We start from the raw sequence: 23,492 nt of genomic DNA on the forward strand, positions 1-23,492 counted from the left end.
TACGCGAGCTGGGTTCAGAACGTCGTGAGACAGTTCGGTCCCTATCCGTCGCAGGCGTAGGAAATTTGAGGAGACCTGTCCTTAGTACGAGAGGACCGGGATGGACGTACCTCTGGTGTACCAGTTGTCCTGCCAAGGGCATGGCTGGGTAGCTATGTACGGAATGGATAAGCGCTGAAAGCATCTAAGCGCGAAGCCAACTTCAAGATAAGATTTCCCACCGTAAGGGTAAGATCCCAGGAAGACTACCTGGTTGATAGGTCGGAGGTGTAAGTGCAGCAATGTATGTAGCTTACCGATACTAATAGATCGAGGACTTGACCAAGATTATTTAATCTTACTAATGTTATTCAGTTTTCAAAGCATTAAAACTTAGTTGCTAGTGTGGCTCAACGGTAGAGCAGCTGACTTGTAATCAGCAGGTTGTAGGTTCGATTCCTATCACTAGCTCCATAAAGATTATGTGGTTATTATAGCAAAGAGGATACACCTGTTCCCATTCCGAACACAGAAGTTAAGCTCTTTAGCGCCGATGGTACTTGGTGGGAAGCTGCCTGGGAGAGTAGGACGTAGCCGCGTAATCTTTTTTATTTTACGTAAATTTAGGTGTGGTTGGTATTTAGTTTGCGCTTGGGTCATAAAGCTGAGAAGATGCTTTAAATGACCACTACGCTGCAAACTAAATACCAACCACTTTTTGTTATGCAAAATATAAAGAAGAATTACGCAACTACTATAGGTGATGAGGAATTAAAAGATGCTTTAATAAAAAAGAATTAAATTATTTGTAAAAATTTACCATATAAGTGTATTGTGTTAATATATTTATATAGCAAAATAAGGGGAAAAAAGAAGTATTATAATTTAGAAATTATATTGAGTAAATTAACTAATCAATTTAAAATAATAGTATTTGATTGTGGAGAGGATTTAATAAATAATTACCCTGAAGATGCATATGAAAAAGTTAATAAGTATGGAAGTGGCAAAAAAATTAGAGAAAAAGACAAAAGTTGTGAAATCATATTTATAACAGGGGTAATAGATTATCTACAAGACGGATATGAATTTAGAGTATATAGATATTTATTAAAGCCAATTAAATTTGTAGCTTTAAAAAAGCATACTATTTCGTCTATAAAGGAAGTTTTTGAAAGTTAATTATTACAATTTAATTTAATATTTTTTATAGGGAGAGAAAAAATGTTATTTGAGCTAAAGCTAGCCTTAATGTATTTACGAAAAAATAGAAAAGAGTCAATTACTATAATAGCTTCTATAGTAGTTGCAATCACATTAATACTGGGAGTAGACATAATAGGAGATAGTATGTCTATCAATCAAATAAACCAGGCTAAAGAAATTGCAGGATATTATGATGGAACATTTATAAGTAATAATAAAGAAAATATAGAAAAATTAAAAAAGGTAGATGAAGTTTATAATTTATCTACAGTTAAAAATTTAGGTGAATTTATTTTACAAGATGGATTAAAAAGTAAACTATATTCATTTGATAAAAATTATTTAAAGGATTTAAACTATGACCTTATTTCAGGAAGATATCCTAAAAATGAACATGAAATTATTATAGATTCAAAGTTATTAGGTAAATATGATAAGGAAAATATTTTAAATAAAAGTATTTCAGGAGTAAATAAAATTAATTATAAATTAGATGAAACTAATGAAATTTATAGTAAAAAAGATAATTATAAGGTTGTTGGTGTTATAAGTAAAGTTGAAGACTATTATAACCTTGAAGATATAGAACTAGATAGCTTTGTTGGAGATAGTAAAAATATAATACCAGATAAATTTATAACTTATAGTACGATTTATAATGTTAAAGGGATTAATGAACATAATATAGATCAGAAATTTAATGAAATAAGAAAAAAATACGATCCATCATCTGACTATACAACAGATATTAGAAAAGATGGACAATCAGACGTATCTAGTAATCAATACTTGGATGCGGCACTTAGATTATATGGAGCTTTCCAACAGGAGAATCAAAAAGAGGTAAAAATCCTTGTAGCAATAACTGCATCTCTTACAATTTTTAATTATTTTAATATAATTCTTAGTAAAATGATGAATCAAATTGGAGACTTAAGAACAGTGGGAATGTCTAATAAAAAGGTTATTAGATTTTATTTATTTCAAATGAGTATATTATTTATTATAGGTGGATTTATAGGGTTTATCTCTTCTATTATTTTTGCAAGATATGCTATGAGTATATTTGTAGGATCCAACTTATTTAATATAAGTGATTTTAGCAAAGTTAAGTTAAATATTTCACATCTTATAGTAGGTAAAGCTTTTTTAATAACTTTAGGTGCATTATTAATAGCAATATGTTTACCTATATTAAAATCATTAAAAAAATACCCAATGGATCTTATAAATAAAAGTGACAAGGTTAAGTATAAAGCAAAAAAGAATAAGAAAATTCTAAAAACACTTCTAAAAAACAATTTATTAAGAAGCAAATCTAAGTCAATAATTTCAATTGCCATAATTGCATTTAGTGGATTTGTGTTTATATCATGTACATCTACGAATATGAAAAACTATATTAAGCATACACAAAAATATTCAGTAGGACTTAAAGATGAATATAGTTACATGATAAAGCCTTATGAAAATGTTGATGAGAGCATAGATAAGATAAGTATGGAAGAGACGTCAAATATAAAGAAGATTAAAGGAGTAAAAAATTTTAATTTATTAAATCATACATGTGGATATTTAACAATATCAAAAGATAATTTAAATAAATCTTATATTAAAATGGAGGGTATAAAAGATAATAAAAAAAAAAATTTAGAAGTAATGGCTTTGATAAGTGGAATTGATGATTATAATAAATTAAATAAATATGTAAAAGAAGGAAATATACAAAAAATTAATGAACAAAATAATAAATTTATAGATGTTGCAATATGCAATAAATTTAGCAATATATATAACGGTAAGATGGAAGATGCTATTAAAAATTTAAAAATAGGAGATATATTTGAGTTTAAAGTGCTAAACAAAAAAGATAATAAAGAATTTGGTTACAAAACATATAAATGTAGAGTTAATGCTATACTAGATCAATCATACCAATATAATAACGGAATGCAAAATTATGCTGTAAATATGGGTATATACATGAATTTAGAATCATTAAAGAATATAACAAATGACACTTATATACAGGAAGTAAACTTTAATATAGATGGGGAGGGTAATAAACAAGCAGATAAATTAGTAGATAACATAAATAAAAAGTATAATTCCTTGAATATTATTACTCCAAATAACAAATATAAAAGTTCAACTGACTCAAATAGTTACTTAAAGTCTAGGTTGATGATAGGGTCTATACTATTGATAGCTGCATTATTTAATATATATACAACAGTTAGTATAAATATTAATAACAATATAAGAGAGTTTTCTATATTAAGGGCTATAGGGCTTAAAAAGAAATATTTAAAAAAGTTAGTTATGTATGAAGCTTTAGCTTATAGCCTTATAGGTAGTGTATTAGCGGGGGTTGCAGTTTCAATAGATGAGCTTATATTTTTCACCAAAAGTAAACAAATACATGCAAAATTAGGACATAATTTGAACATGAGTGATATATACATACCTCCAAAAGAGGTTCTTATATTTATGTCAATAACAATTTTATTTGCTTTTTTAATAGGGTATTTCAAGTCAAAGTTAATAGACAATATAGATATAAGTGAGGGTATAAATAAATACTAAAATAATTTATATTTTTAATAAGTCTGTATATAGACAAACTATAATAAAATAAGGAATTGATAATATATGAAAAAAAGTATAAAAACAAAAGATTTAAAAAAGATATATGGAAAAGGAGATAGCGGGGTAAACGCTGTTGATGGTATTACTTTAGAAATAGAAAGTGGTAAGTTTACTGCTATTGTTGGAGAGAGCGGAAGTGGTAAAAGTACCTTGCTTCATTGTATGGCAGGATTGGACAAACCTACATCAGGAAATGTATATTTAGGAGATCAGGATATATATACATTAAATGATGATAAATTATCTAAAATTAGAGTAGAAGAGTTTGGGTTTATTTTTCAAAGCTTCAACTTAATACCAGTAATTAATGTATATGAGAATATAGTTTTACCAATATCTCTTGACTCAAAGCCAGTAGATAAAGAATATATTGATAATATTATTGATAAATTAGGATTAACAAATCAAATAAAGAAATTTCCAAATGAATTATCTGGTGGTCAACAACAAAGGGTTGCAATAGCAAGGGCACTTTCAAATAAACCTTCTATAATATTTGCAGATGAACCCACTGGAAATTTAGATAGTAAAACTAGTGACGAAGTTATGGATATATTAAAGAGCTGTGTTAAACAATTTAATCAGACTTTAGTTATGATAACTCATGATGAAAAAATAGCAAAAATGGCAGATATAATGATTACTATAAGTGATGGTAAACTAATAGAAATAAGGCAAGGTTAAAAGGAAATATGAGTATAGGGGAACTTATTGCATTTCAATAATATACAGGAATTTTAATTGGTACGTGTATAAGTTGAAGCAACATCAGCACCAAATAATATATCTCAAAAGTTTATATTAGAAAATATAAGTGAATTATTAAAAAATAAAACTGTTATAGTTATAGCACATAGATTATCTGCAATAATGAATGCTGACAAAATCTATGTCTTAAATAAAGGGCAGGTTGTTGAGTCAGGATCACATGAAGAACTTTTAAGTAAAAAAGGTGTATATTATAATATATTCCAACGAACTCTATCTAATTAATCATTTTTATGGTATTATTATATATACTCAAATAGATAAGTAAATAATTACAATGGAAAAAATTAAAGGATTTATGTACACTAATGTAGAATTAGTTGTATGTGGGGAGATTTTTTACGCTTAAGGAAATTTTACTTAACAAATGTTTGTAGATAACTTATACAACGTAGTGATACAAATATTTTGGTGGAAGTAAAAAATGACATTTTGAGCAACGGACGGAGTCGTTGGCGACATGAGTGAAGCGAATTTTTTATACATAATATCAATAAAACAAAATTAAATAACTTAAATATATATAGGTTCTTACATTTAAGATTAATAGGGAAAGAGGTGTAATCCCTCTACAGTCCCCGCTACTGTGATGCAGACGAACTCTATTTACCACTGTTAAAATTACGGGAAGGTTAGAGCAAGGAAGAAGCTAAGTCAGGAGACCTGCCTAGTATATTATATAACTAGGTTCTCGGGGTGAAGAATTTAAATCTTAAAATATTTTTATGACATATTTAAAGACTTAACTCTTGAGTTAAGTCTTTTTTTATTGTAATTTAAGGAGGTAGTCATGAAAACTTTAGAACAGACGATAAACAACATAAAGCCATTAAGTGAATTACATATGAATGCAGCGAAAGATAGATTAGATAAATTAATTAAACCTGTGGGGAGCTTAGGAAAATTAGAAGATATATGTATACAAATAGCAGGAATAACTGAAAAAAAATATTTTGATACAGATAAAAAAATAGTGATTGCTTTTGCAGGAGATCATGGAGTATATGAAGAAGGTGTAGCACCAGACCCTCAGAAAATAACGAGACTTCAATTTCCGAACTTTACTAAAGGGGTATGTGGAGTAGGAGCTATATCTAAATTTGTAAATTCTGATGTTGTTGCAATTGACTTAGGAATAAATACAGATGAAAAATTAGATGGAGTTATAGATTATAAGATTAGAAAAGGAACTTCTAATATGGCAAAAGGTCCGGCTATGACTAGGGAAGAAGCTATTAGATGTTTAGAAATAGGTATAAAAGTAGCAAATGAGAGTATAGAAAAAGGATATAACCTTATAGGAATAGGAGAAATGGGAATTTGTAATACTACTCCAAGTAGCGCTATAGTTTCTGTTATAGCTGATTGTGATCCTATAGATGTTACGGGAATAGGAGCAGGACTTAAAAAAGATAGAGTAGCTCATAAAGCTAACACGATAAGAAAAGCAATTGAATTAAATAAACCAGATAAATTAGATGGAGTTGATATATTATCTAAAGTTGGAGGTTTTGAAATAGGGGGAATGGCAGGCGTGATTTTAGCTTGTGCGGCTAATAGAACTCCAATAGTTATTGATGGGTTTATATCATATGCAGCAGCTTTAATAGCATACACTATAAATCCTATGGTTAAAGAGTATATGATAGCATCACATACATCAGCAGAAGCAGGAGCAGCTAAGGCTTTAGAAATATTAAAGTTAAATCCTATGCTTAATATGGATATGAGATTAGGTGAAGGAAGTGGTTCAGCATTAGCCTTCAATATTATAGAAGCTGCAAATTATGCATATAAAAATATGGCAACAACTGATGAAGTAGACATAGGAAAATAAGAAGGTGAAATTTATGAGCAAGTTAATTTTAGTTACTGGTGGATCTAGATCTGGAAAAAGTAGTTTTGCAGAAAGTTTATGTATAAGTAGAGAAAATTCAACAGCATATATAGCAACTTCTACTCCTTTTGATGAGGAGATGGAAGATAGAGTTAAAAAACATAAAGAGAGTAGACCGAGTAATTGGGAAACTTATGAAATTTTTAAAGATATATATTCGATAATAGATAATTTAGGTAATAAACATCAAACTGTTATTTTGGATTGTGTAACACTATTAGTTAATAATTTAATATTTGACTATGGAATAGATTTTGATAAATGCACGCCAGAAGAAACTAATGAGATGGAAAAGTATATAAAACAGCAAATTGAAATGCTAATAAATGAAATTAAAAAGACAGATTTATACTTTGTAATAGTAACTAATGAGTTAGGTATGAGTTTAGTGCCTGATAATAAACTTTGTAGAGTATATTCTGATATAGTAGGTAGGATAAATCAGTATATAGCTAAATGTGCTGATGAAGTTTACTTTGTTGTAAGTGGTATACCTATGAAAATTAAGGAGTAGTAATATGAAAAGATTTATAGGAATATTACAGTTTTTAACTAGAATTCCAATTAGAGTCGATATAGGATTTGATGATGAATTTCATAAAACTATGTACTACTTTCCTTTAGTAGGATTTGTGCTTGGAATTTTATACTTTATAGTTGGACTAGTATCAAGTTTAGTATTTGATAGTTATATAACGGCTGTAAATATATTAATAGCAACTGTTGTATTAACAGGAGGATTGCATTTAGATGGAGTAGGGGATACATTTGATGGTATATATAGCTACAGAGATAAAGAAAAAATATTAGAAATAATGAAAGATTCAAGATTGGGAACTAATGCAATGTTATCAGTATTGTTTTTGATTCTTATGAAACTTGGGTTGGTGTATTCTATTGTAGAATCAGGAAATTTATATAACTTAATATTTATGCCTGTATTTGCAAGAATGGCTATTGTAATAGCTTCTTATAAAAGTGTAACACCAAGAAAAAATGGTATGGGGAATGTTTTTATAGGAAAGCCAACTTTAAATATGATTTTAATTGGTATAGCATATACAGCAATATTAGTAGCATTTATAGGTTCAGTATTATTTAATTTAGATGCAATAAGTATAATTAAAGTAATAGCATTTATACCAGTTATGATTATATTTACTAGATGTTTTGTTAAGTATATATATTCAAAAATAGATGGAATAACAGGAGATATACTTGGATGTACATCCGAACTTGTCGAGGTTGTATATTTAATTTTTATATATTTGACATTTGGATTAAAATAAGAGGTGAGATTATGTCAAAGCTTATATTAGTAAGACATGCTACAACAAAGGATAATATAGATGGAAACTTATCTGGACATATAGATAGTGAATTAAGTAATTTAGGTAAACAACAAATACTTAAGCTAAATAAATTCTTAGAAAAAGAAAATATTGATTGTATATATACAACTACATCTACTAGAACTAAGAATACGATAAAGGATATAGCTAAATCTAAAAACTTAGACATTGTTGAGAGTGAGAATCTTAGAGAAATTAGTTTTGGAGACTTTGAAGGAATGGATTTTGAATATATAAAAAATAATTTCCGAGAAGAATTTGAAAAAATAATTAAAAATGGATTTGAATATAAATATCCAAATGGGGAAAGTTTAGTAGATTCTTATAACAGAGTTTGCAAAGAAATAAATTATATATTGGATTGTAATAAAGATAAAACCATTTTGATATGCGCTCATGCAGGAACAATAAGAAATATCATTTCTTATTTAATTGGAAATACACATGAGTATCACTGGAATTTTAAAATAGATAATGCATCAGTTAGTATTATAGACATAGTAGATGGATTTTCTGTAATTCATACACTAAATAATACTTTATATTTAACATAAATACATACACAAACATATATAAAAAACATCATAAAAATAGACATAAATTAGGTTCTTCATTAAAGATTAATAGGGAAAAAGGTTAGAATCCTTTGCAGCCCCCGCTACTGTAATGCTGACGAAACTATTAGACACCACTGTGATTTTACGGGAAGGAATAGGACTAGGATGAAGCTGAGTCAGGAGACCTGCCTAGTTTATGGAAATAAAGTCTTCGGGGTGAAGGATTTTAAAATTGGTTAAGTATATACTTTTTTAAGATCTATCCATTCTGGATAGGTCTTTTTTGCAATAAAAAAACAATACAAATTGGAAAGGAAACTTTTATTATGAGTAAATCATTAATGTTTTTAGGAACAGCTTCTAATGTAGGTAAAAGTACTTTAGCAGCTGGATTATGTAGAATACTAAAACAAGATGGATATAGTGTAGCACCTTTTAAATCTCAAAACATGGCATTAAATTCATACATAACAAAAGATGGATTAGAAATGGGGAGAGCACAAGTTACTCAGGCTGAGGCAGCTGGAATTGAACCTGATGTTAGAATGAATCCAATTTTATTAAAACCATCAGGGAAAAATAGATGTCAGGTAATAGTAAATGGAAAGGTTCTTGATAACGTAAGTTCTAGCATATATCACGATTATAAAGAAGACCTTGCCTTAATGCTAAAACAAACTTATAAAGACTTGAGCGATGAGTACGATGTAATTGTTCTAGAAGGAGCAGGAAGTTGTGCAGAAATTAATTTAAAAGATAGAGATATTGCTAATATGGGAATGGCAGAAATTGCAGATGCACCTGTAGTATTAGTTGCTGATATAGATAGAGGGGGAGTGTTTGCATCTATAGCTGGAACAATGATTTTATTAGAAGAAAAAGAACGAGAAAGAGTTAAAGGTGTTATCATTAATAAATTTAGAGGGACTGTAGAACTTTTACAATCGGGAATCGATATGCTAGAAGATATTATAAAAGTTCCTGTCCTAGGAGTAGTTCCATATAGTGATTTAAACATAGAAGATGAAGACAGTGTAACAGATAGATTTAAAAAACAATTTAAAAAGAATGATGTGAATATAGAGATAATAAGAACACCGTACATGTCAAATTTTACAGATATGCATATGCTAGAGATACAAGAAGATGTAAGTATTAGATACATAGAAAAAGGGGAGTCTTTATCAGACCCAGATATGGTCATAATACCGGGAAGTAAAAATACAATAGAGGATTTAATTTATATAAGAGAGAGCGGATTAGAAAAGCAAATAAAAGATTTACAAAAACAAGGTAAATTAATATTTGGAATTTGTGGAGGGTATCAACTTTTAGGTAATAAATTATATGACCCGGAAGGTATAGAGGGATCTATAAAAGAGATTGATGGAATGGGACTTTTAGATATAGAAACTAAATTTGAAAAAGAAAAAGTTACAACTCAAGTTGAAGCTATTATAAATAAAGATTTAAATGGATACTTAAATTCATTAAGCGATATTAGTGTAAAGGGATATGAAATACATATGGGTGAAACAGATATAAAAGGAAAATCACTACTGACAATAACTAAAAAGTTAGAAGATAATGTTTCATATCAAGAGGGATGTATAAATGAAGAAGGAAATGTAGTTGGAACTTACATTCACGGTATTTTTGATGATGCTAGTTTTACAAGAGAAATATTAAATTCAATAAGGAAGAGCAAAGGATTAGAAGAAAATCAAAGTTCTATAACTTCGTTTGAAGAATTTAAAAATAAAGAGTATGACAAGTTAGCAAAAATACTAAGAGAATGTTTAGATATGGAAAAAATATATGAGATTATAAATGGTTAGGTGATAATATGAAAAAAATATTGATAGCAGGAACAAATAGCGGAGTTGGAAAAACTACTATTTCACTGGGAATAATGCAAGCGCTAACTAAAAGAGGCTTAAAAGTTCAACCGTATAAAGTAGGACCAGATTATATAGATCCATCGTATCACACATTCATAACTGGGAGAGACTCAAGAAATTTAGATTCATATATGTTGGAAGATGAAAAAATTAAATATATAGTAAATGAAGCATCAAAGGAAGCTGATATATCGGTAATAGAGGGGGTTATGGGATTGTATGATGGATTTGGTATAGAATTAGATGCATGTACAAGTTCATATACTTCTAAATTACTAAAGGCCCCAGTTATATTGGTTATAAATGGAAAGGCTATGTCTTCTTCAGCAGCAGCTATGGTTCTTGGATATAAAGAATTAGATAAAAATGTAAATATAAAAGGTGTAGTAGTAAACAATGTAAAAACGAAAGGTCACTATGAACTTATAAAAGGAGCTATAGAAAAATATTGTAATACTGAAGTATTAGGTTATTTCCCACCTAATGAAAAATTTTCTTTAGAGTCTAGGCACTTAGGTTTAATTCCAAGTGTTGAAATGGAATCGTTAAAAGAAAAATTTAGTGATTTAGGATATGAGATAGAAAAATACATAGATATAGATAGACTAATTGAAATTTCAGAAAGTGAATCAGTAAAAAGTAATTTTGATTTAAAAGATTTACCAAGGTTTGAAAACAAAAAAGTAGCTATAGCTTATGATAAAGCATTTAATTTTTACTATAAAGAAAATATAGAACTATTAGAACATATGGGGGTTGAAATTGTTAAATTTAGTCCTCTTAATGATAAGAAGGTTCCTGAAGCAGACTGTATATACATTGGAGGCGGATTTCCTGAAATATTTGCAAAAGAGTTGCATTTAAATGAAAGTATGAGATTATCTATAAAAAATGCACATGAAAAAAATATACCTATATATGCTGAATGTGGTGGTCTTATGTATTTAGGGGAAACTCTGAAAGATTCAGATGAAAATATTTATAATATGGTAGGAATATTTAAAGGAACTAGTGAAATGACAAGTTCACTTAAAAGATTCGGATACTGTGATGGGATAGCTAAGGAAGATACAATTCTTTCCAATGAAGGAGAAATTATAAAAGGTCATGAATTCCATCACTCAGAATTTAAAAGTGATGAAAACTGTGCTTATAAAATGATTAAAAAAAGAGGCAATAAAATTGTAGATGAATGGGATGGAGGATATTCAAAAGGGAATACATTAGCTACATATTTACATACTCATTTTTATAATAATTTAGATTCAATAATAAAATTTATAGGTGATAGAAATGAGTAAATTAATAATTTTAGTAATGTTTATAGCGTATTTACTGGATTTGATTATAGGAGATCCATATTCTTTTCCACATCCGGTTAGATTTATTGGAAATCTTATAAGATTTACAGAAGGAAAAATAAGAATAATTTTCAAATCAAAAAAACAATTGAAAATAGGGGGCTTCCTACTTTGGACTATAACAGTAGGATTTACAGCATTAGTAACAAATTTAATTCTGAATTTACTTTGCATAAATAATATTTTTTATGTGATTATAGCATCGATAATATTATATACAACATTATCAACAAAATGTTTAGCTGATGAAGCAAAAAAAATATATGAAGTTTTAAAAACTGGAGATATTGAAAAATCTAGAAAACAACTATCTTATATAGTTGGGAGAGATACAACTAGTTTAAATGAAAATGAAATAATAAGAGCTACTGTAGAAACTGTAGCTGAAAATACAGTAGATGGAATAATCTCACCTATGATGTATGGCTTTATCGGAGGACCTGTTCTTGCAATGGCTTATAAAGCTATAAATACATTAGATTCAATGGTGGGATATAAAAATGAAAAGTATGGAGACATAGGATTTGCATCTGCGAAAATTGATGATATAGCAAACTTTATACCTGCTAGGATAACACCATTTTTCATGATGATAGCAAGTTTTATATTAGGATTTAATTCTAAAAAAAGTATCAAGATAGCTATGAGAGATAGAAAAAACCACAAAAGTCCAAATTGCGCATATGCAGAAGGTGCAGTGGCAGGTGCTCTAGAAGTACAACTAGGAGGAACAAACATGTACTTTGGAGAAAAGGTTTATAAACCTACTATAGGGGATAAAGATAGAGAGTTAGAAGCTGAAGATATATTAAGAACAAATAAAATAATGTATTTAACGTCATTTATAGCTTTAGTTATATTTTCAATAATTACTTATATAGTACTTTAAGATAGAGGGTGGAAATCATGAAAGACCTTGGACATGGAGCAAACGTAGAAGATATGTGTAGAGCTTATAAAAAAAATCCAAAAGATATTATAGATTTTAGTTCTAATATAAATCCATATTTAATACCAAATTTAGATGAATATATATTAGAAGGGCTAAGAGTATGCAATAAATATCCTGATATAAGCTATAAAAGACTAAGAGAAAATATAGCTAGATATTTAAATGTAGATAGCTGTAATATAATACCAGGAAATGGGGCTACTGAAATAATATATCTTTTAATGAAAAGTATAGGTAAAAGGATAGCTATTTTGAACCCAACTTTCTCAGAATATGAAAGAAGCGCAAATTTAAGTGGGCTAGAAGTTTTAAATTTATATCTGAATAAAGATAATAATTTTGAACTTGATTTAAATTATATAAAGGAAAACATAGATAAATTTGATAGTTTATTTATATGTAATCCATCAAATCCTATTGGAAAAACATATGATTTAAGTTCACTAGTAGAACTTTTAAAAAAGCACAATAAATTGCTTATAGTAGATGAAACTTTTATGGAATTTGCAGAACATGAAGAAAATTATAGTCTTATAGAACATATTAAAGAAAATGAAAATATTTTTATAATAAAGGCTATAACTAAATTTTTTGGAATTCCAGGGATAAGGCTAGGGTATGGAGTATGTAGTAATCAAAACATTTTAGATAAGATGTATGAAATTAAAGAACCATGGACTATAAATTCTTTTGCAGATATTATTTCGAATTATATATTTAAAGATAAAGAATATATCAAAAATAGCAAAGAATTTTTTATAAAAGAAAGAGCATATATTTTAAAGGAATTACGAGATATAAAAGCAATTAAGGTTTATGATACAAATACAAATTTTATCTTAATAAAATTGCTAAATACAAAAGCAAGTAAATTAAAAGAAAAATTATTTCTAGAAGGGAACATACTTATTAGAGATGCATCTAATTTTAGAAATTTAGATGAAAGTTATATTAGGATAGCGATAAAAAGTCATTCAGAAAATAAAAAAATATTAAACCAATTAAATAAAATTCTAGGAGAATAGGATGAAATCATATGGAATATGCCCAGCATCTTGTGGAGAGTTTGTGCAAGGTATGATAAAAGAAAAAGAATACTTATCATCTTATGCAATTAATCGATTTTCTAAAGTAACATTAGAAGAAAAAATTAGTGATGTAAATAGAGGACCATTAAAAGCAAGAAAAGCTATGGAAGAGGTATTTAGATATTTTAATTTGCCTAAGAATGACTTAAAAAATATATCTATAGATATAAAAAGTGAGATACCTATAAGCAAAGGGATGGCAAGTTCTACTGCCGATATAGGAGCTACTATAAGAGCAACGCTAAACCTTATAGGAAGAGATTTAAGTGAGTATGATATATCAAAGCTTGCAACCAAAATTGAACCTACAGATTCTATATATCTAAAAGAAAACACTATATTTAATCCTTTAGATGCAAGTGTTGTAAAAAAATTAGGATGCTTTAATACTGGAAAAGTATTGATATTAGAGCCTAATGATAAATTAAGCACTAAGCATATAAGAAAAAAGGAAAATTACACAAAACTTAAAAGGCAAAATAAGTACATAATTGAATATGCATTTAAACTATTGGAACAAGGAATAAGAAATAATGATTTAAATTTAATAGGACAAGCATGCAATATAAGTAGTGTTGCAAATGAAAATATTCATAAGAAAAAATACTTAAGTGAAATAATGGATATTTCAAAAGAGTATGGGGCTTGTGGCGTTAATATAGCGCACAGTGGAACAGTTATAGGTATATTGCTTGAATGTGATATGGATGAAAGTAAAATAGTAGAAAAAATAGTAGAAAAGAAAATAGATAAAAAATACAAAAAAATATACACAGCAGATATAATAGCTGGGGGACTTAGGAGTGAATAACTATGGAATACATTAAAAATCCTATGATGATAGAAACTAAGAGTTTTGAAATAATTCAAGGCATAATTGATGAGATAAGACCTGAATATAAATTCAAAAATGAGTTAGAAGAAAAAATAATAAAAAGAGCTATACATACAACTGCTGACTTTGAGTATTTAGATATATTAAAAATATCTGAAGGTGTAGTAGAAAATATTATAAGTGCTTTGAAAGAAAATGCAACTATATACACTGATACTAACATGGCTTTAAGTGGCATAAATAAAAAAAGATTAGATGCATTAGGTTGTAAGTACAAATGTTTTGTAAGTGATGAAAAAGTAGCGGATTTTGCAAAACAAAAAGGTATAACAAGATCTATGGCAGCAGTGGAAGTTGCATCAAAAGAAGAAGGCAAAAAAATATTTGTACTTGGAAATGCACCAACTGCTTTATATAAAGTTATAGAAATGCATAATTCAAAAGAATTGAATGTTGAAGCTGTAGTGGGAGTACCTGTAGGATTTGTAGGAGCGGCTGAATCTAAAGATGAGTTAGAAAAAACAGATATTCCTTACATAATATCAAAAGGTAGAAAAGGTGGAAGCAACTTAGCAGCAGCAATAATAAATGCAATACTATACTCTATGTAAGGTGATATTATGGAAGAATATGTTTATATAGATGGCAAAAAATACAAACGAGGATATACTACAGGCTCATGTGCAACAGGTGCAGCTAAAGCGGCCACATATATGATTTTAACTAAGGAAACATTAGAAACTGTAAATATAGATACCCCCAAGGGAATTCCATTAAATTTAAAAGTAGAGAATGTAGATATAAACAATGCTTTTGCACAATGTTCGATTCAAAAAGATGGAGGCGACGATATAGATGCAACTCATAAAATGCATATATATGCTAAAGCTGAACTTATTGATTGCAATGAAATAATAATAGATGGTGGAATTGGGATTGGAAGGGTAACTAAAAAAGGCTTAGGAATAGAAATTGGAAAAGCTGCAATAAATAAAATACCTATATCCATGATACAAAGTGAAGTTAGAAAAGTAATAGGAGATACAAAGGGAGTTAAAATAACTATATTTGCCCCAGAGGGAGAAACTATTGCGAAAAAAACTTTCAATCCAAGACTTGGAATTGTAGGAGGTATATCTATAATAGGAACAACGGGTATAGTTGAGCCAATGAGTGATGAAGGATGGAAGAAATCTTTATCAATAGAACTAGAGATGAAAAAAGCTCAGGGAATGGATAAAGTTATTTTGGTACCAGGTAACCATGGAGAAATGTTTATAAAAGAAAGCTTAGGGATTGATTCAAAGTATATAGTTAGGACCAGTAATTTTATTGGATATATGTTGAAAGAAGCTCAACGTGTTGGATTTAAAAAAATTCTAATGGCTGGACATTTAGGCAAATATGTAAAGATAGCTGGCGGAATATTTAATACACATAGTAAAGTTGCAGATGCTAGAAATGAAATTTTAATAGCAAATTTAGCTTTAATGAATGCGCCTTTTGAATTGATAAATAAAGTAAATGAATGTTTAACAACAGAAGAATTTATAGAGATATTAGAAGAGGATAAGTATAAAAAATATAAAGAAATTTATAATATACTTTCTGAAAAATGTAAAAAAAGAATTGATATATATATGAATGATGATGAAATTGAAATTGAGGTAATGATTTTTTCTATGGAGAAAAAACTGTTAGGAAAGTCGAAAAAAGCTGGCGATTTAAAGGAGGTATTTTATGATTAATATTATAGGTCTAGGGCCTGGTAACATAGGATACTGCACTAAATTAGGAGAAAAGTTAATATATAACTCAGAGATATTGATAGGTGGAAAAAGAAATTTAGATAGTGTAAACGATTTTGAAGGAACTAAGATTGAACTAGGAAGTAACTTGAAAGAAATCGTAGATTATCTAAAAGTAAATAAGGATAAAAACATATCTATTATAGCATCAGGAGATCCATCTATATATGGTATAGGAAAGTACTTATCTAAAAATATAGATAATAAAAATTTAAATATTGTGTCGGGTATAAGTTCTATGCAATATATATTTTCAAGGATACATACTGACATGAATGATTTATATATAACTAGTAGTCATGGAAAAATTCCTAACTTTGACTATATATTACAACATGAAAAAGTATGTATGGTAACTGATAATAAAATAGGCCCAAATGAAATCGCTAAAGAAATACTACAAAGGAATTTAAAAAAAATTATGGTTGTAGGTGAAAATTTATCATATAAAAATGAAAGAATTACTACAGCACCTCCAGAGGAAATTTTAAAGATAGAAAAATTTGATATGAATGTAGTGGTGATACTCGATGAAAAATAGTGAATTTATAACAGGAAATGTCCCAATAACAAAGGAAGAAGTAAGAGCAATATCTATAAATAAGCTTGATTTGAAAAATAAGCATACATTTTTAGATATTGGGGCAGGAACAGGGAGTGTAAGTGTAGAGGTAGCTTACAACTACCCAAATATTGATGTAATATCCATAGAATGCAAAGATAAAGCGATTGAATTAATAAATCAAAATATAGAGAAATTTAATCTAAATAATGTAGAAGTTATAAAAGGATATGCACCTATAGATATAGGTAAAAAAGTAGATTCAATATTTATTGGAGGTAGCGGACCTAACTTAAATGAAATTTTAAACTGGGCTAAAGAAAATCTAAATGAAAAAGGAACTTTGGTAGCTAACTTCATAATAATTGATACTTTTTATAAAACTTTAAATATGTTAAAAGACTTAGGTTTTGAAGATATAGAAGCTACTATGCTAAATGTAGCAAAATTAGAACCGTTAGGAAAAGGTGAGTATTTCAAACCTTTAAATCCAATATATATAATATCTTGTAAAAAGGGAGAGTAAGATTATGAATAAAGTACATTTTGTAGGAGCAGGACCAGGAGATAAGGATTTAATAACATTAAAAGGATACAAGTTATTAAGTGAAGCTGATGTAGTTATATATGCAGGATCATTAGTAAATCCAGCTTTACTAGAATATTGTAAAGAAGGTTGTGAAATTCATAATAGTGCATCAATGGATTTAAATCAAATAATAAATGTTATGAAAGATGGAATACAAAGTAACAAAAAGGTAGTAAGACTTCAAACTGGAGATTTTTCAATATATGGTTCTATAAGAGAGCAAGTTGAAGAATTAGCAAACTTAGAAATAGAGTATGATTGTACACCTGGAGTTAGTTCTTTCTTAGGGGCGGCATCTGCACTAGGAGTAGAATATACTGTTCCAGAAATATCTCAAAGTGTAGTTATTACAAGAATGGAAGGAAGAACTCCAGTTCCAGAAAAAGAGAGTATAGAATCTTTTGCTAAGCACCAAACATCGATGGCTATATTTTTATCAGTTCATGATATAGAAAAAGTAGTAGATAGATTACATGAAGGAGGTTATCCAATGGATACACCTATAGCTGTTGTTTACAAAGCTACTTGGCCAGAAGAAAAAATTGTAAAAGGAACTTTAGAAACTATAGCACAAAAAGTTAAAGAAAATGAAATAAGTAAAACAGCATTAATATTAGTAGGTAGATTCTTGGGTGAAGAATATAAAAACTCTAAGTTATATGACAAGGATTTCAAACATGAATATAGAAAGTAAAATTGCTTTTATATGTGTTACAAAAAATGCTATGAATTTAGCTATTAATATAAGAAATATTATGAAAGATGGAGATATATATGTAACAGAAAAGCTTTTATATAATTTAGATAAAAATATACAATCATTAAATGTTATAGAAGGTAAGCTATCTCATTTTATGCCAAAACTTTTTAGAAATTATGAAGTTTTAATATTTATAATGGCTACAGGTATAGTAGTAAGGTCTATAGCAAATGAAATAAAAAGTAAATTTGATGACCCAGCGATACTAGTAATAGATGAGAAAGGTAAAAATGTAATAAGTTTACTTAGTGGTCATATGGGTGGAGCAAATGAAATGACAAATTATATAAGTAGTCTTATAGGAGCAAATCCAGTTATAACTACAGCAACCGATATAAATGGAAAAACTTCATTAGATATGATAGCTAAAAAATTAAATGCACATATAGATAATTTTAGAGAAAATGTAAAAGAAGTTAATTCATTATTAGTAAATGATGGGAGTGTTGGCGTGTTTATAGATGGAGATTATAACGTTGATACTAGAGGATTAATAACCATTAAAAATATTAATGGATTCCATAGGCTTGATAAATTAGATAAAATTATTTATATAACTAATAAAAGTGCAACGGAAATTGAAGATGAACGAATTATAAAGGTTGTTCCTAGAGATATTGTAATAGGAATGGGATGTAGAAGAGATACACCTTATGATGATATAAATATTGCATTAGAAGATTTATTAAATAAATTTAATTTAGATAAAAAATCTTTAGCAAAAATCGGAAGCGTAGAAGTTAAAAAGGATGAAAAAGGAATTATTGAATTAGCTAAACAATTAAATATACCTTTTGAAATTATTACTCTAGAAGAAATTAAAAAGATTGAACATAAATTTCAAAAATCAGATTTTGTAAAAAAGAGCATAGGTGTTTACTGTGTAGCGGAACCAGTAGCCTATATATTAAGCAATAAAAACCTTATAGTTAAAAAACATAAATATAAGGGAATAACTTTTTCGATAGGGAGATTGAGCGTATGATTTATGTAATAGGTATAGGACCTGGAAGTAAAGATATGATGACTGTTGAAGCTATAGAAGCTATGAAAAACAGTGATGTTATAGTTGGATACAAGACGTATATAAATTTAGTTACTGAATTTATTAAAGATAAAGAAGTAGTCCAAAATGGAATGAGACAGGAAATAGATAGATGTAAACAAGCAGTAGAAATTGCTAAACAAGGAAAAAATGTTGCTGTGATAAGTAGTGGAGATGCAGGAATATATGGTATGGCAGGGTTAATATTGGAATTAACAACACAAGAAGAAGATATAAAAGTAAAGGTTGTTCCAGGAGTGACTGCTAGTATAGGTGCAGCAGCAATATTAGGAGCACCGATAATGCATGATTTTTGCCATATAAGTTTAAGTGACTTATTAACTCCTTGGGAAGTTATAGAAAAGCGATTAAGATTAGCTGCAGAAGCTGATTTTGTAATTTGTTTATACAACCCAAGAAGTAAAGGAAGAAGTGAACATCTAAATAAAGCATTTAAAATAATGAGTGAATTTAAAGATGGAAAAACTCCAGTTGGAATTGTAAAAGATGTAGGAAGAGAAAAAGAAGAAAAATTTGTATGTACATTCGAAACTATGGACTTTGAAAGAGTTGATATGACTACTATGGTTATTATAGGAAACAAATCTACGTTTATACATGGAGACTTAATGATAACACCTAGAGGTTACAATATATGATTTTAGTTTTAGGAGGAACATCTGATAGCATAAAAATTTGTAATCTACTAAATAGTCTAGAAAAAGATTATATAGTTTCTGTAACTACTAATTATGGAGCTGACTTAGCTAGTAAATGTGCTGAAAATATAGTAATTAAAAGAATGAATAGAGACTATATGACTAAGTTTATGAAAGATAACAATATAAGTTTAGTAATAGATTCAACGCATCCATATGCAATAGAAGTATCAAAAAATGCTATAGAAGTTTCGGATTTCTTAGGAATAAAATATTTAAGATATGAAAGAAAGTCTCTTCTAGATGAGTTTGATTATGAAAAAGTTATAAAAGTAAAAAATGTTGAAGAGGCTTATCAAAAAGCAAATGAATTAGGCAGAAATATATTTTTAGGAACGGGAAGTAAGACTATAGGTGAATTCACAAAAAACCTTAAAGATAAAAACATAATAGCAAGAGTTTTACCAACAAGTGATGTTATTAAGATGTGTGAAGAGGTAGGGCTAAATGCGGACAACATAATAGCTATGAAGGGACCTTTTAGTGAAGCTATAAACGAACAAATGTATAAACATTACGATGTAGACCTAGTTATAACTAAGGAAAGTGGTATAGAAGGTGGATTTTTAGAAAAAGTAAGTGCTGCTAAGAATTTAAATATACCAGTAGTAGTTATAGTGAGAGAAAAGATAGATTATAAGACAGTAGTAAATGAAATAGAAAATATAACAAATTTCATATTGGAGGATTAAAAGTGAAAAAAGCAATTTTAGTTGTTAGTTTTGGGACAAGTTACAAAGAGACAAGAGAAAAAACTATAGAGGCATGTGAAAGTAAAATTAAGGAAGCTTTTAAAGGATATGACTTTTTTAGAGCGTTCACATCAAATATGATAATAAGAAAATTAAAAAATAGAGATAACATACATATAGAAAATCCAATAGAAGCATTGGATAGATTATATGATGAAGGATATGAAGAAGTAATAGTTCAAACTTTACACATAATTTGTGGAGAGGAATATACAAAGTTAAAAAATCAAATAAGTGAATACGATGACAAATTTGAAAAAATAACACTAGGAAGACCTCTTTTAAGTCAAATTGATGACTATAAAGAAACAGTAGAAGCTTTAAAGCTACAAATACCAGAATTAGAAGAAGATGAAGCTATTGTACTTATGGGCCATGGAACTGAACACCAAGCTCATAGTGCTTATCCAGCATTAGATTATATGTTAAAACAAGAAAATATTAAAGCATATGTTGGAACTGTTGAAGGTTATCCTGAAATAGATGAAGTTATAGTTAATCTTAAAAAAGATAAAGTTTCAAAAGTAAGGCTAATGCCTTTTATGTTGGTTGCAGGAGATCATGCAATAAATGATATGGCCGGAAAAGATGATGATTCTTGGAATTCAATATTAATAAAAAATGGATTTAAAACAGAAATACATTTAAAGGGATTAGGAGAAAATGAAGCAATTCAAAATAAATTTGTAAAACACGCATTAGATTGTGTTGAGGCTTTAAATGGGGGAGGAAATTAATTATGGCTAAGTTTTATGGAATAGGAACAGGACCTGGAGATAGTGAATTAGTTACAGTAAAAGCAGTAAATACAATGAAAAAATTAGATATATTATATACGCCAGAGTCAAAGAGAGAAGGAAATAGTTTAGCCTTAAGTATAGTAGAACAATATTTACCAGAACAGCTTAAAATCAAGCAAAGGCACTTCCCTATGAACTTTAATGATGGTGAAAAAATAATGGCTTGGAATAGGGTGGCAGATGAAATTGTAGAAGATGTTAAAAATGGAAAAAATGTTGGATTTGTAACTTTAGGTGACCCTATGATATACAGCACATATGTATACATTATGGAAAGACTTATAGACAAAATTGATGTTGAAACTATACCTGGTATTTCATCATTTTCAAACATTGCATCAAATCAAAATTTCCCGTTAGTAATGGATAAAGAGCCATTAATAATAGTGCCATGCACTATAGATGAAGAAAAGATAGATTACGCTTTAGAAAACTACAGTTCAATAGTTTTAATGAAAGTGTATAAAAACTTTAAACATATAGTTGATAAATTAGAAAAGAACAATTTATTAGAATATTCTATATTAGTTAGTAACTCATCTCAAGAAAATGAAGTGGTGTATAATGATTTAAAAGAAATTGATTTAGAAAATAAAATATCTTATTTTTCCACGATTTTAGTAAACAAGGAGAATACTAAGGTAGGATAAATCTGGAGGATTTTATGGATTTTGCAGTAGTGGGAGTTAATCACAATAACACTCCTATAAATATAAGAGAAACTGTATCTTTTACAGATACACAAAAAATTGAAGGTATAAATTTTTTACTAGATAATGGAATAGAAGAAGCTGTTATATTATCTACATGCAATAGAAGTGAAGTATATATATACTCAAAAAATATTTTAGATAAGGTAGAAGTTGTAAAAAACTTCTACCAAGACTATTTCGATGTAGAAAATATAGAAGAATTCTTATTTAATAAAACTGGAGAAGAAGCAATTAAACATGTATTTAATGTTTCAGCAGGTCTAGATTCATTAGTTTTAGGTGAAGATCAAATTTTGGGACAAGTTAAAGATGCACATGATTTTGCAAGACAATTAGGTTCAAGTAAGAAAGTATTTAATAAATTATTTAGAGAAGCTATAACAGTTTCAAAAGATATAAAAACTACAACAAAGATTTCTCATCAACCATTATCTATAAGTTACATTGGAATTAAATGTTTGAAAGAAAAGATGGGATCTTTAGAAAATAAAAATGCTTTAGTAATTGGACTTGGGAAAATGAGCAAGTTAGCGATGAAACACTTAGAAGAAGAGCAATTAAACAATATATACGTCACTAATAGAAGTTATGAAAAATTAAAAAACATACAAGATGAATATAAAAATTTAATTCCTATTAAGTATGAGGATAGATATGAAGTCATGGATAAGGTTGATATAGTTATAAGTGCTACGGCATCTCCTCATACAGTATTAAAGAAGGCTGAGATGCCAAAAACTTCAAACAAGCTAATAATGATGGATATTGCATTACCAAGAGATATAGATAAAAACTTAAATGAACTTGAAAATATTGAAGTTTATGATATTGACGATTTAAAAAAAATAAGTCAAGCAAATGACAAGAAAAGAAGAGAATTAGCATGTATTGGAGAATTAATCATTGATGAAAAGATAGAAGAATTTAATGAATGGTTGGATACTATAAAAATAGATCCAACAATACAATCTTTAAATGATAAATGTTCAGATATTAGAGAGGATACATTAGATTATATCTATAGAAAACTTGATTTAAATTGCAGAGAGAAAAAAATAATAGATAAAATGCTAACTTCTGCACTTAAAAGACTTGTAAGAGAACCAATAATAAATTTAAAACAAATTAAAGATAGTGGAAAGCAAGAGGAATATATAAAAATAGTAGAAGAGCTGTTTGACTTATAATAAATATGGGCA

General features: G+C 28.3%; 24 protein-coding genes, 1 tRNA gene, 2 rRNA genes and 2 riboswitches. All 27 genes read left to right on the plus strand.

The features are described from left to right. A 23S ribosomal RNA gene (locus VN21_RS09930) occupies nt 1–325 on the plus strand; the annotation flags it as partial. Nucleotides 326–378: 53 nt separating this feature from the next. After that, a tRNA-Thr gene (locus VN21_RS09935) sits at nt 379–453 on the plus strand. Between the two features lie 9 nt (nt 454–462). Further along, a 5S ribosomal RNA gene (gene rrf / locus VN21_RS09940) occupies nt 463–579 on the plus strand. 297 nt (nt 580–876) lie between these two features. After that, nucleotides 877–1,161 carry a response regulator gene (locus VN21_RS09945; protein ID WP_052952037.1) on the plus strand — a complete coding sequence of 95 codons (285 nt, stop codon included), beginning with the start codon at nt 877–879 and terminating at the stop codon, nt 1,159–1,161. 42 nt (nt 1,162–1,203) lie between these two features. After that, the gene (locus VN21_RS09950) at nt 1,204–3,771 is read left to right on the plus strand and encodes an FtsX-like permease family protein (RefSeq protein WP_046823127.1); all 2,568 of its coding nucleotides are present in this window, start codon (nt 1,204–1,206) and stop codon (nt 3,769–3,771) included. A 66-nt stretch (nt 3,772–3,837) separates the two neighbouring features. Next, nucleotides 3,838–4,518 (plus strand): ABC transporter ATP-binding protein, encoded by a 681-nt coding sequence (locus tag VN21_RS09955; protein ID WP_046823128.1) that lies wholly within the window; start codon nt 3,838–3,840, stop codon nt 4,516–4,518. A gap of 186 nt (nt 4,519–4,704) precedes the next feature. After that, nucleotides 4,705–4,827 carry a hypothetical protein gene (locus VN21_RS19265; protein ID WP_264303198.1) on the plus strand — a complete coding sequence of 41 codons (123 nt, stop codon included), beginning with the start codon at nt 4,705–4,707 and terminating at the stop codon, nt 4,825–4,827. Between the two features lie 283 nt (nt 4,828–5,110). Continuing rightward, a riboswitch (cobalamin riboswitch) is annotated at nt 5,111–5,286 on the plus strand. Nucleotides 5,287–5,392: 106 nt separating this feature from the next. Next, nucleotides 5,393–6,439 carry a nicotinate-nucleotide--dimethylbenzimidazole phosphoribosyltransferase gene (gene cobT, locus VN21_RS09960; protein ID WP_046823129.1) on the plus strand — a complete coding sequence of 349 codons (1,047 nt, stop codon included), beginning with the start codon at nt 5,393–5,395 and terminating at the stop codon, nt 6,437–6,439. Between the two features lie 13 nt (nt 6,440–6,452). Continuing rightward, a complete protein-coding gene (gene cobU, locus VN21_RS09965) occupies nt 6,453–7,013 on the plus strand; it encodes a bifunctional adenosylcobinamide kinase/adenosylcobinamide-phosphate guanylyltransferase (RefSeq protein ID WP_046823130.1) in 561 nt (186 codons plus the stop codon). A gap of 4 nt (nt 7,014–7,017) precedes the next feature. Beyond that, nucleotides 7,018–7,788, plus strand: coding sequence for an adenosylcobinamide-GDP ribazoletransferase (cobS, locus tag VN21_RS09970; protein ID WP_046823131.1), 771 nt, complete (start codon nt 7,018–7,020; stop codon nt 7,786–7,788). A gap of 11 nt (nt 7,789–7,799) precedes the next feature. Continuing rightward, the gene (locus VN21_RS09975) at nt 7,800–8,405 is read left to right on the plus strand and encodes a histidine phosphatase family protein (protein ID WP_046823132.1); all 606 of its coding nucleotides are present in this window, start codon (nt 7,800–7,802) and stop codon (nt 8,403–8,405) included. A gap of 32 nt (nt 8,406–8,437) precedes the next feature. Beyond that, a riboswitch (cobalamin riboswitch) is annotated at nt 8,438–8,615 on the plus strand. Nucleotides 8,616–8,734: 119 nt separating this feature from the next. Then, on the plus strand, nt 8,735–10,246 hold the full coding sequence (locus tag VN21_RS09980; RefSeq protein ID WP_046823133.1) for a cobyric acid synthase: 1,512 nt from the start codon (nt 8,735–8,737) through the stop codon (nt 10,244–10,246). An 8-nt stretch (nt 10,247–10,254) separates the two neighbouring features. Continuing rightward, entirely contained in the window at nt 10,255–11,610 is a 1,356-nt protein-coding gene (locus VN21_RS09985; protein WP_046823134.1) for a cobyrinate a,c-diamide synthase, read from the plus strand. Further along, complete coding sequence (gene cbiB, locus VN21_RS09990; protein WP_046823135.1) at nt 11,603–12,559, plus strand: adenosylcobinamide-phosphate synthase CbiB; 957 nt, start codon at nt 11,603–11,605, stop codon at nt 12,557–12,559. Before VN21_RS09985 ends, cbiB begins: the two co-directional genes overlap by 8 nt. Before the next feature lie 17 nt (nt 12,560–12,576). Beyond that, a complete protein-coding gene (locus VN21_RS09995; protein WP_084822066.1) occupies nt 12,577–13,647 on the plus strand; it encodes a pyridoxal phosphate-dependent aminotransferase in 1,071 nt (356 codons plus the stop codon). A gap of 1 nt (nt 13,648) precedes the next feature. Next, a complete protein-coding gene (locus VN21_RS10000; RefSeq protein ID WP_046823136.1) occupies nt 13,649–14,521 on the plus strand; it encodes a GHMP family kinase ATP-binding protein in 873 nt (290 codons plus the stop codon). A 2-nt stretch (nt 14,522–14,523) separates the two neighbouring features. Continuing rightward, nucleotides 14,524–15,156 carry a cobalt-precorrin-8 methylmutase gene (locus tag VN21_RS10005; RefSeq protein ID WP_046823137.1) on the plus strand — a complete coding sequence of 211 codons (633 nt, stop codon included), beginning with the start codon at nt 14,524–14,526 and terminating at the stop codon, nt 15,154–15,156. 9 nt (nt 15,157–15,165) lie between these two features. Beyond that, nucleotides 15,166–16,293 (plus strand): cobalt-precorrin-5B (C(1))-methyltransferase CbiD, encoded by a 1,128-nt coding sequence (gene cbiD / locus VN21_RS10010; protein WP_046823138.1) that lies wholly within the window; start codon nt 15,166–15,168, stop codon nt 16,291–16,293. Next, entirely contained in the window at nt 16,286–16,894 is a 609-nt protein-coding gene (locus VN21_RS10015; RefSeq protein WP_046823139.1) for a cobalt-precorrin-7 (C(5))-methyltransferase, read from the plus strand. Before cbiD ends, VN21_RS10015 begins: the two co-directional genes overlap by 8 nt. After that, nucleotides 16,884–17,441: a decarboxylating cobalt-precorrin-6B (C(15))-methyltransferase gene (locus VN21_RS10020; protein ID WP_046823140.1), complete on the plus strand. Its 558-nt coding sequence runs from the start codon at nt 16,884–16,886 to the stop codon at nt 17,439–17,441. Before VN21_RS10015 ends, VN21_RS10020 begins: the two co-directional genes overlap by 11 nt. A gap of 4 nt (nt 17,442–17,445) precedes the next feature. Continuing rightward, entirely contained in the window at nt 17,446–18,198 is a 753-nt protein-coding gene (locus VN21_RS10025; RefSeq protein WP_046823141.1) for a cobalt-precorrin-4 methyltransferase, read from the plus strand. After that, nucleotides 18,182–19,249: a cobalt-precorrin 5A hydrolase gene (gene cbiG, locus VN21_RS10030; protein WP_046823142.1), complete on the plus strand. Its 1,068-nt coding sequence runs from the start codon at nt 18,182–18,184 to the stop codon at nt 19,247–19,249. The genes VN21_RS10025 and cbiG overlap by 17 nt, the downstream gene beginning before the upstream one ends. Next, nucleotides 19,246–19,968, plus strand: coding sequence for a precorrin-3B C(17)-methyltransferase (gene cobJ, locus VN21_RS10035; protein WP_046823143.1), 723 nt, complete (start codon nt 19,246–19,248; stop codon nt 19,966–19,968). The genes cbiG and cobJ overlap by 4 nt, the downstream gene beginning before the upstream one ends. Next, on the plus strand, nt 19,965–20,720 hold the full coding sequence (locus tag VN21_RS10040) for a cobalt-precorrin-6A reductase (RefSeq protein WP_046823144.1): 756 nt from the start codon (nt 19,965–19,967) through the stop codon (nt 20,718–20,720). The genes cobJ and VN21_RS10040 overlap by 4 nt, the downstream gene beginning before the upstream one ends. Nucleotides 20,721–20,722: 2 nt before the next feature. Continuing rightward, nucleotides 20,723–21,517, plus strand: coding sequence for a sirohydrochlorin cobaltochelatase (locus tag VN21_RS10045; RefSeq protein WP_046823145.1), 795 nt, complete (start codon nt 20,723–20,725; stop codon nt 21,515–21,517). A 2-nt stretch (nt 21,518–21,519) separates the two neighbouring features. Further along, nucleotides 21,520–22,230 carry a cobalt-factor II C(20)-methyltransferase gene (locus tag VN21_RS10050; RefSeq protein ID WP_021428161.1) on the plus strand — a complete coding sequence of 237 codons (711 nt, stop codon included), beginning with the start codon at nt 21,520–21,522 and terminating at the stop codon, nt 22,228–22,230. A 14-nt stretch (nt 22,231–22,244) separates the two neighbouring features. Next, nucleotides 22,245–23,480, plus strand: coding sequence for a glutamyl-tRNA reductase (hemA, locus tag VN21_RS10055; RefSeq protein WP_046823146.1), 1,236 nt, complete (start codon nt 22,245–22,247; stop codon nt 23,478–23,480). Nucleotides 23,481–23,492 lie beyond the last annotated feature (12 nt).

Origin of the sequence: Paraclostridium benzoelyticum, from assembly GCF_001006285.1 — a bacterium.
Taxonomy (GTDB): Bacteria; Bacillota; Clostridia; order Peptostreptococcales; family Peptostreptococcaceae; genus Paraclostridium; species Paraclostridium benzoelyticum.

Coding starts and splice junctions, on each gene's coding strand:
- VN21_RS10025 (WP_046823141.1), top strand. CDS start 17,446: ATGAATAAAGTACATTTTGTAGGAGCAGGACCAGGAGATAAGGATTTA.
- cobT (WP_046823129.1), top strand. CDS start 5,393: ATGAAAACTTTAGAACAGACGATAAACAACATAAAGCCATTAAGTGAA.
- VN21_RS09980 (WP_046823133.1), top strand. CDS start 8,735: ATGAGTAAATCATTAATGTTTTTAGGAACAGCTTCTAATGTAGGTAAA.
- VN21_RS10040 (WP_046823144.1), top strand. CDS start 19,965: ATGATTTTAGTTTTAGGAGGAACATCTGATAGCATAAAAATTTGTAAT.
- cobS (WP_046823131.1), top strand. CDS start 7,018: ATGAAAAGATTTATAGGAATATTACAGTTTTTAACTAGAATTCCAATT.
- cbiG (WP_046823142.1), top strand. CDS start 18,182: ATGAATATAGAAAGTAAAATTGCTTTTATATGTGTTACAAAAAATGCT.
- VN21_RS09985 (WP_046823134.1), top strand. CDS start 10,255: ATGAAAAAAATATTGATAGCAGGAACAAATAGCGGAGTTGGAAAAACT.
- VN21_RS10015 (WP_046823139.1), top strand. CDS start 16,286: ATGATTAATATTATAGGTCTAGGGCCTGGTAACATAGGATACTGCACT.
- cbiD (WP_046823138.1), top strand. CDS start 15,166: ATGGAAGAATATGTTTATATAGATGGCAAAAAATACAAACGAGGATAT.
- VN21_RS10020 (WP_046823140.1), top strand. CDS start 16,884: ATGAAAAATAGTGAATTTATAACAGGAAATGTCCCAATAACAAAGGAA.
- VN21_RS10000 (WP_046823136.1), top strand. CDS start 13,649: ATGAAATCATATGGAATATGCCCAGCATCTTGTGGAGAGTTTGTGCAA.
- VN21_RS19265 (WP_264303198.1), top strand. CDS start 4,705: ATGAATGCTGACAAAATCTATGTCTTAAATAAAGGGCAGGTTGTTGAG.
- hemA (WP_046823146.1), top strand. CDS start 22,245: ATGGATTTTGCAGTAGTGGGAGTTAATCACAATAACACTCCTATAAAT.
- cobJ (WP_046823143.1), top strand. CDS start 19,246: ATGATTTATGTAATAGGTATAGGACCTGGAAGTAAAGATATGATGACT.
- cobU (WP_046823130.1), top strand. CDS start 6,453: ATGAGCAAGTTAATTTTAGTTACTGGTGGATCTAGATCTGGAAAAAGT.
- VN21_RS10050 (WP_021428161.1), top strand. CDS start 21,520: ATGGCTAAGTTTTATGGAATAGGAACAGGACCTGGAGATAGTGAATTA.
- VN21_RS09995 (WP_084822066.1), top strand. CDS start 12,577: ATGAAAGACCTTGGACATGGAGCAAACGTAGAAGATATGTGTAGAGCT.
- cbiB (WP_046823135.1), top strand. CDS start 11,603: ATGAGTAAATTAATAATTTTAGTAATGTTTATAGCGTATTTACTGGAT.
- VN21_RS10005 (WP_046823137.1), top strand. CDS start 14,524: ATGGAATACATTAAAAATCCTATGATGATAGAAACTAAGAGTTTTGAA.
- VN21_RS09975 (WP_046823132.1), top strand. CDS start 7,800: ATGTCAAAGCTTATATTAGTAAGACATGCTACAACAAAGGATAATATA.
- VN21_RS09955 (WP_046823128.1), top strand. CDS start 3,838: ATGAAAAAAAGTATAAAAACAAAAGATTTAAAAAAGATATATGGAAAA.
- VN21_RS09950 (WP_046823127.1), top strand. CDS start 1,204: ATGTTATTTGAGCTAAAGCTAGCCTTAATGTATTTACGAAAAAATAGA.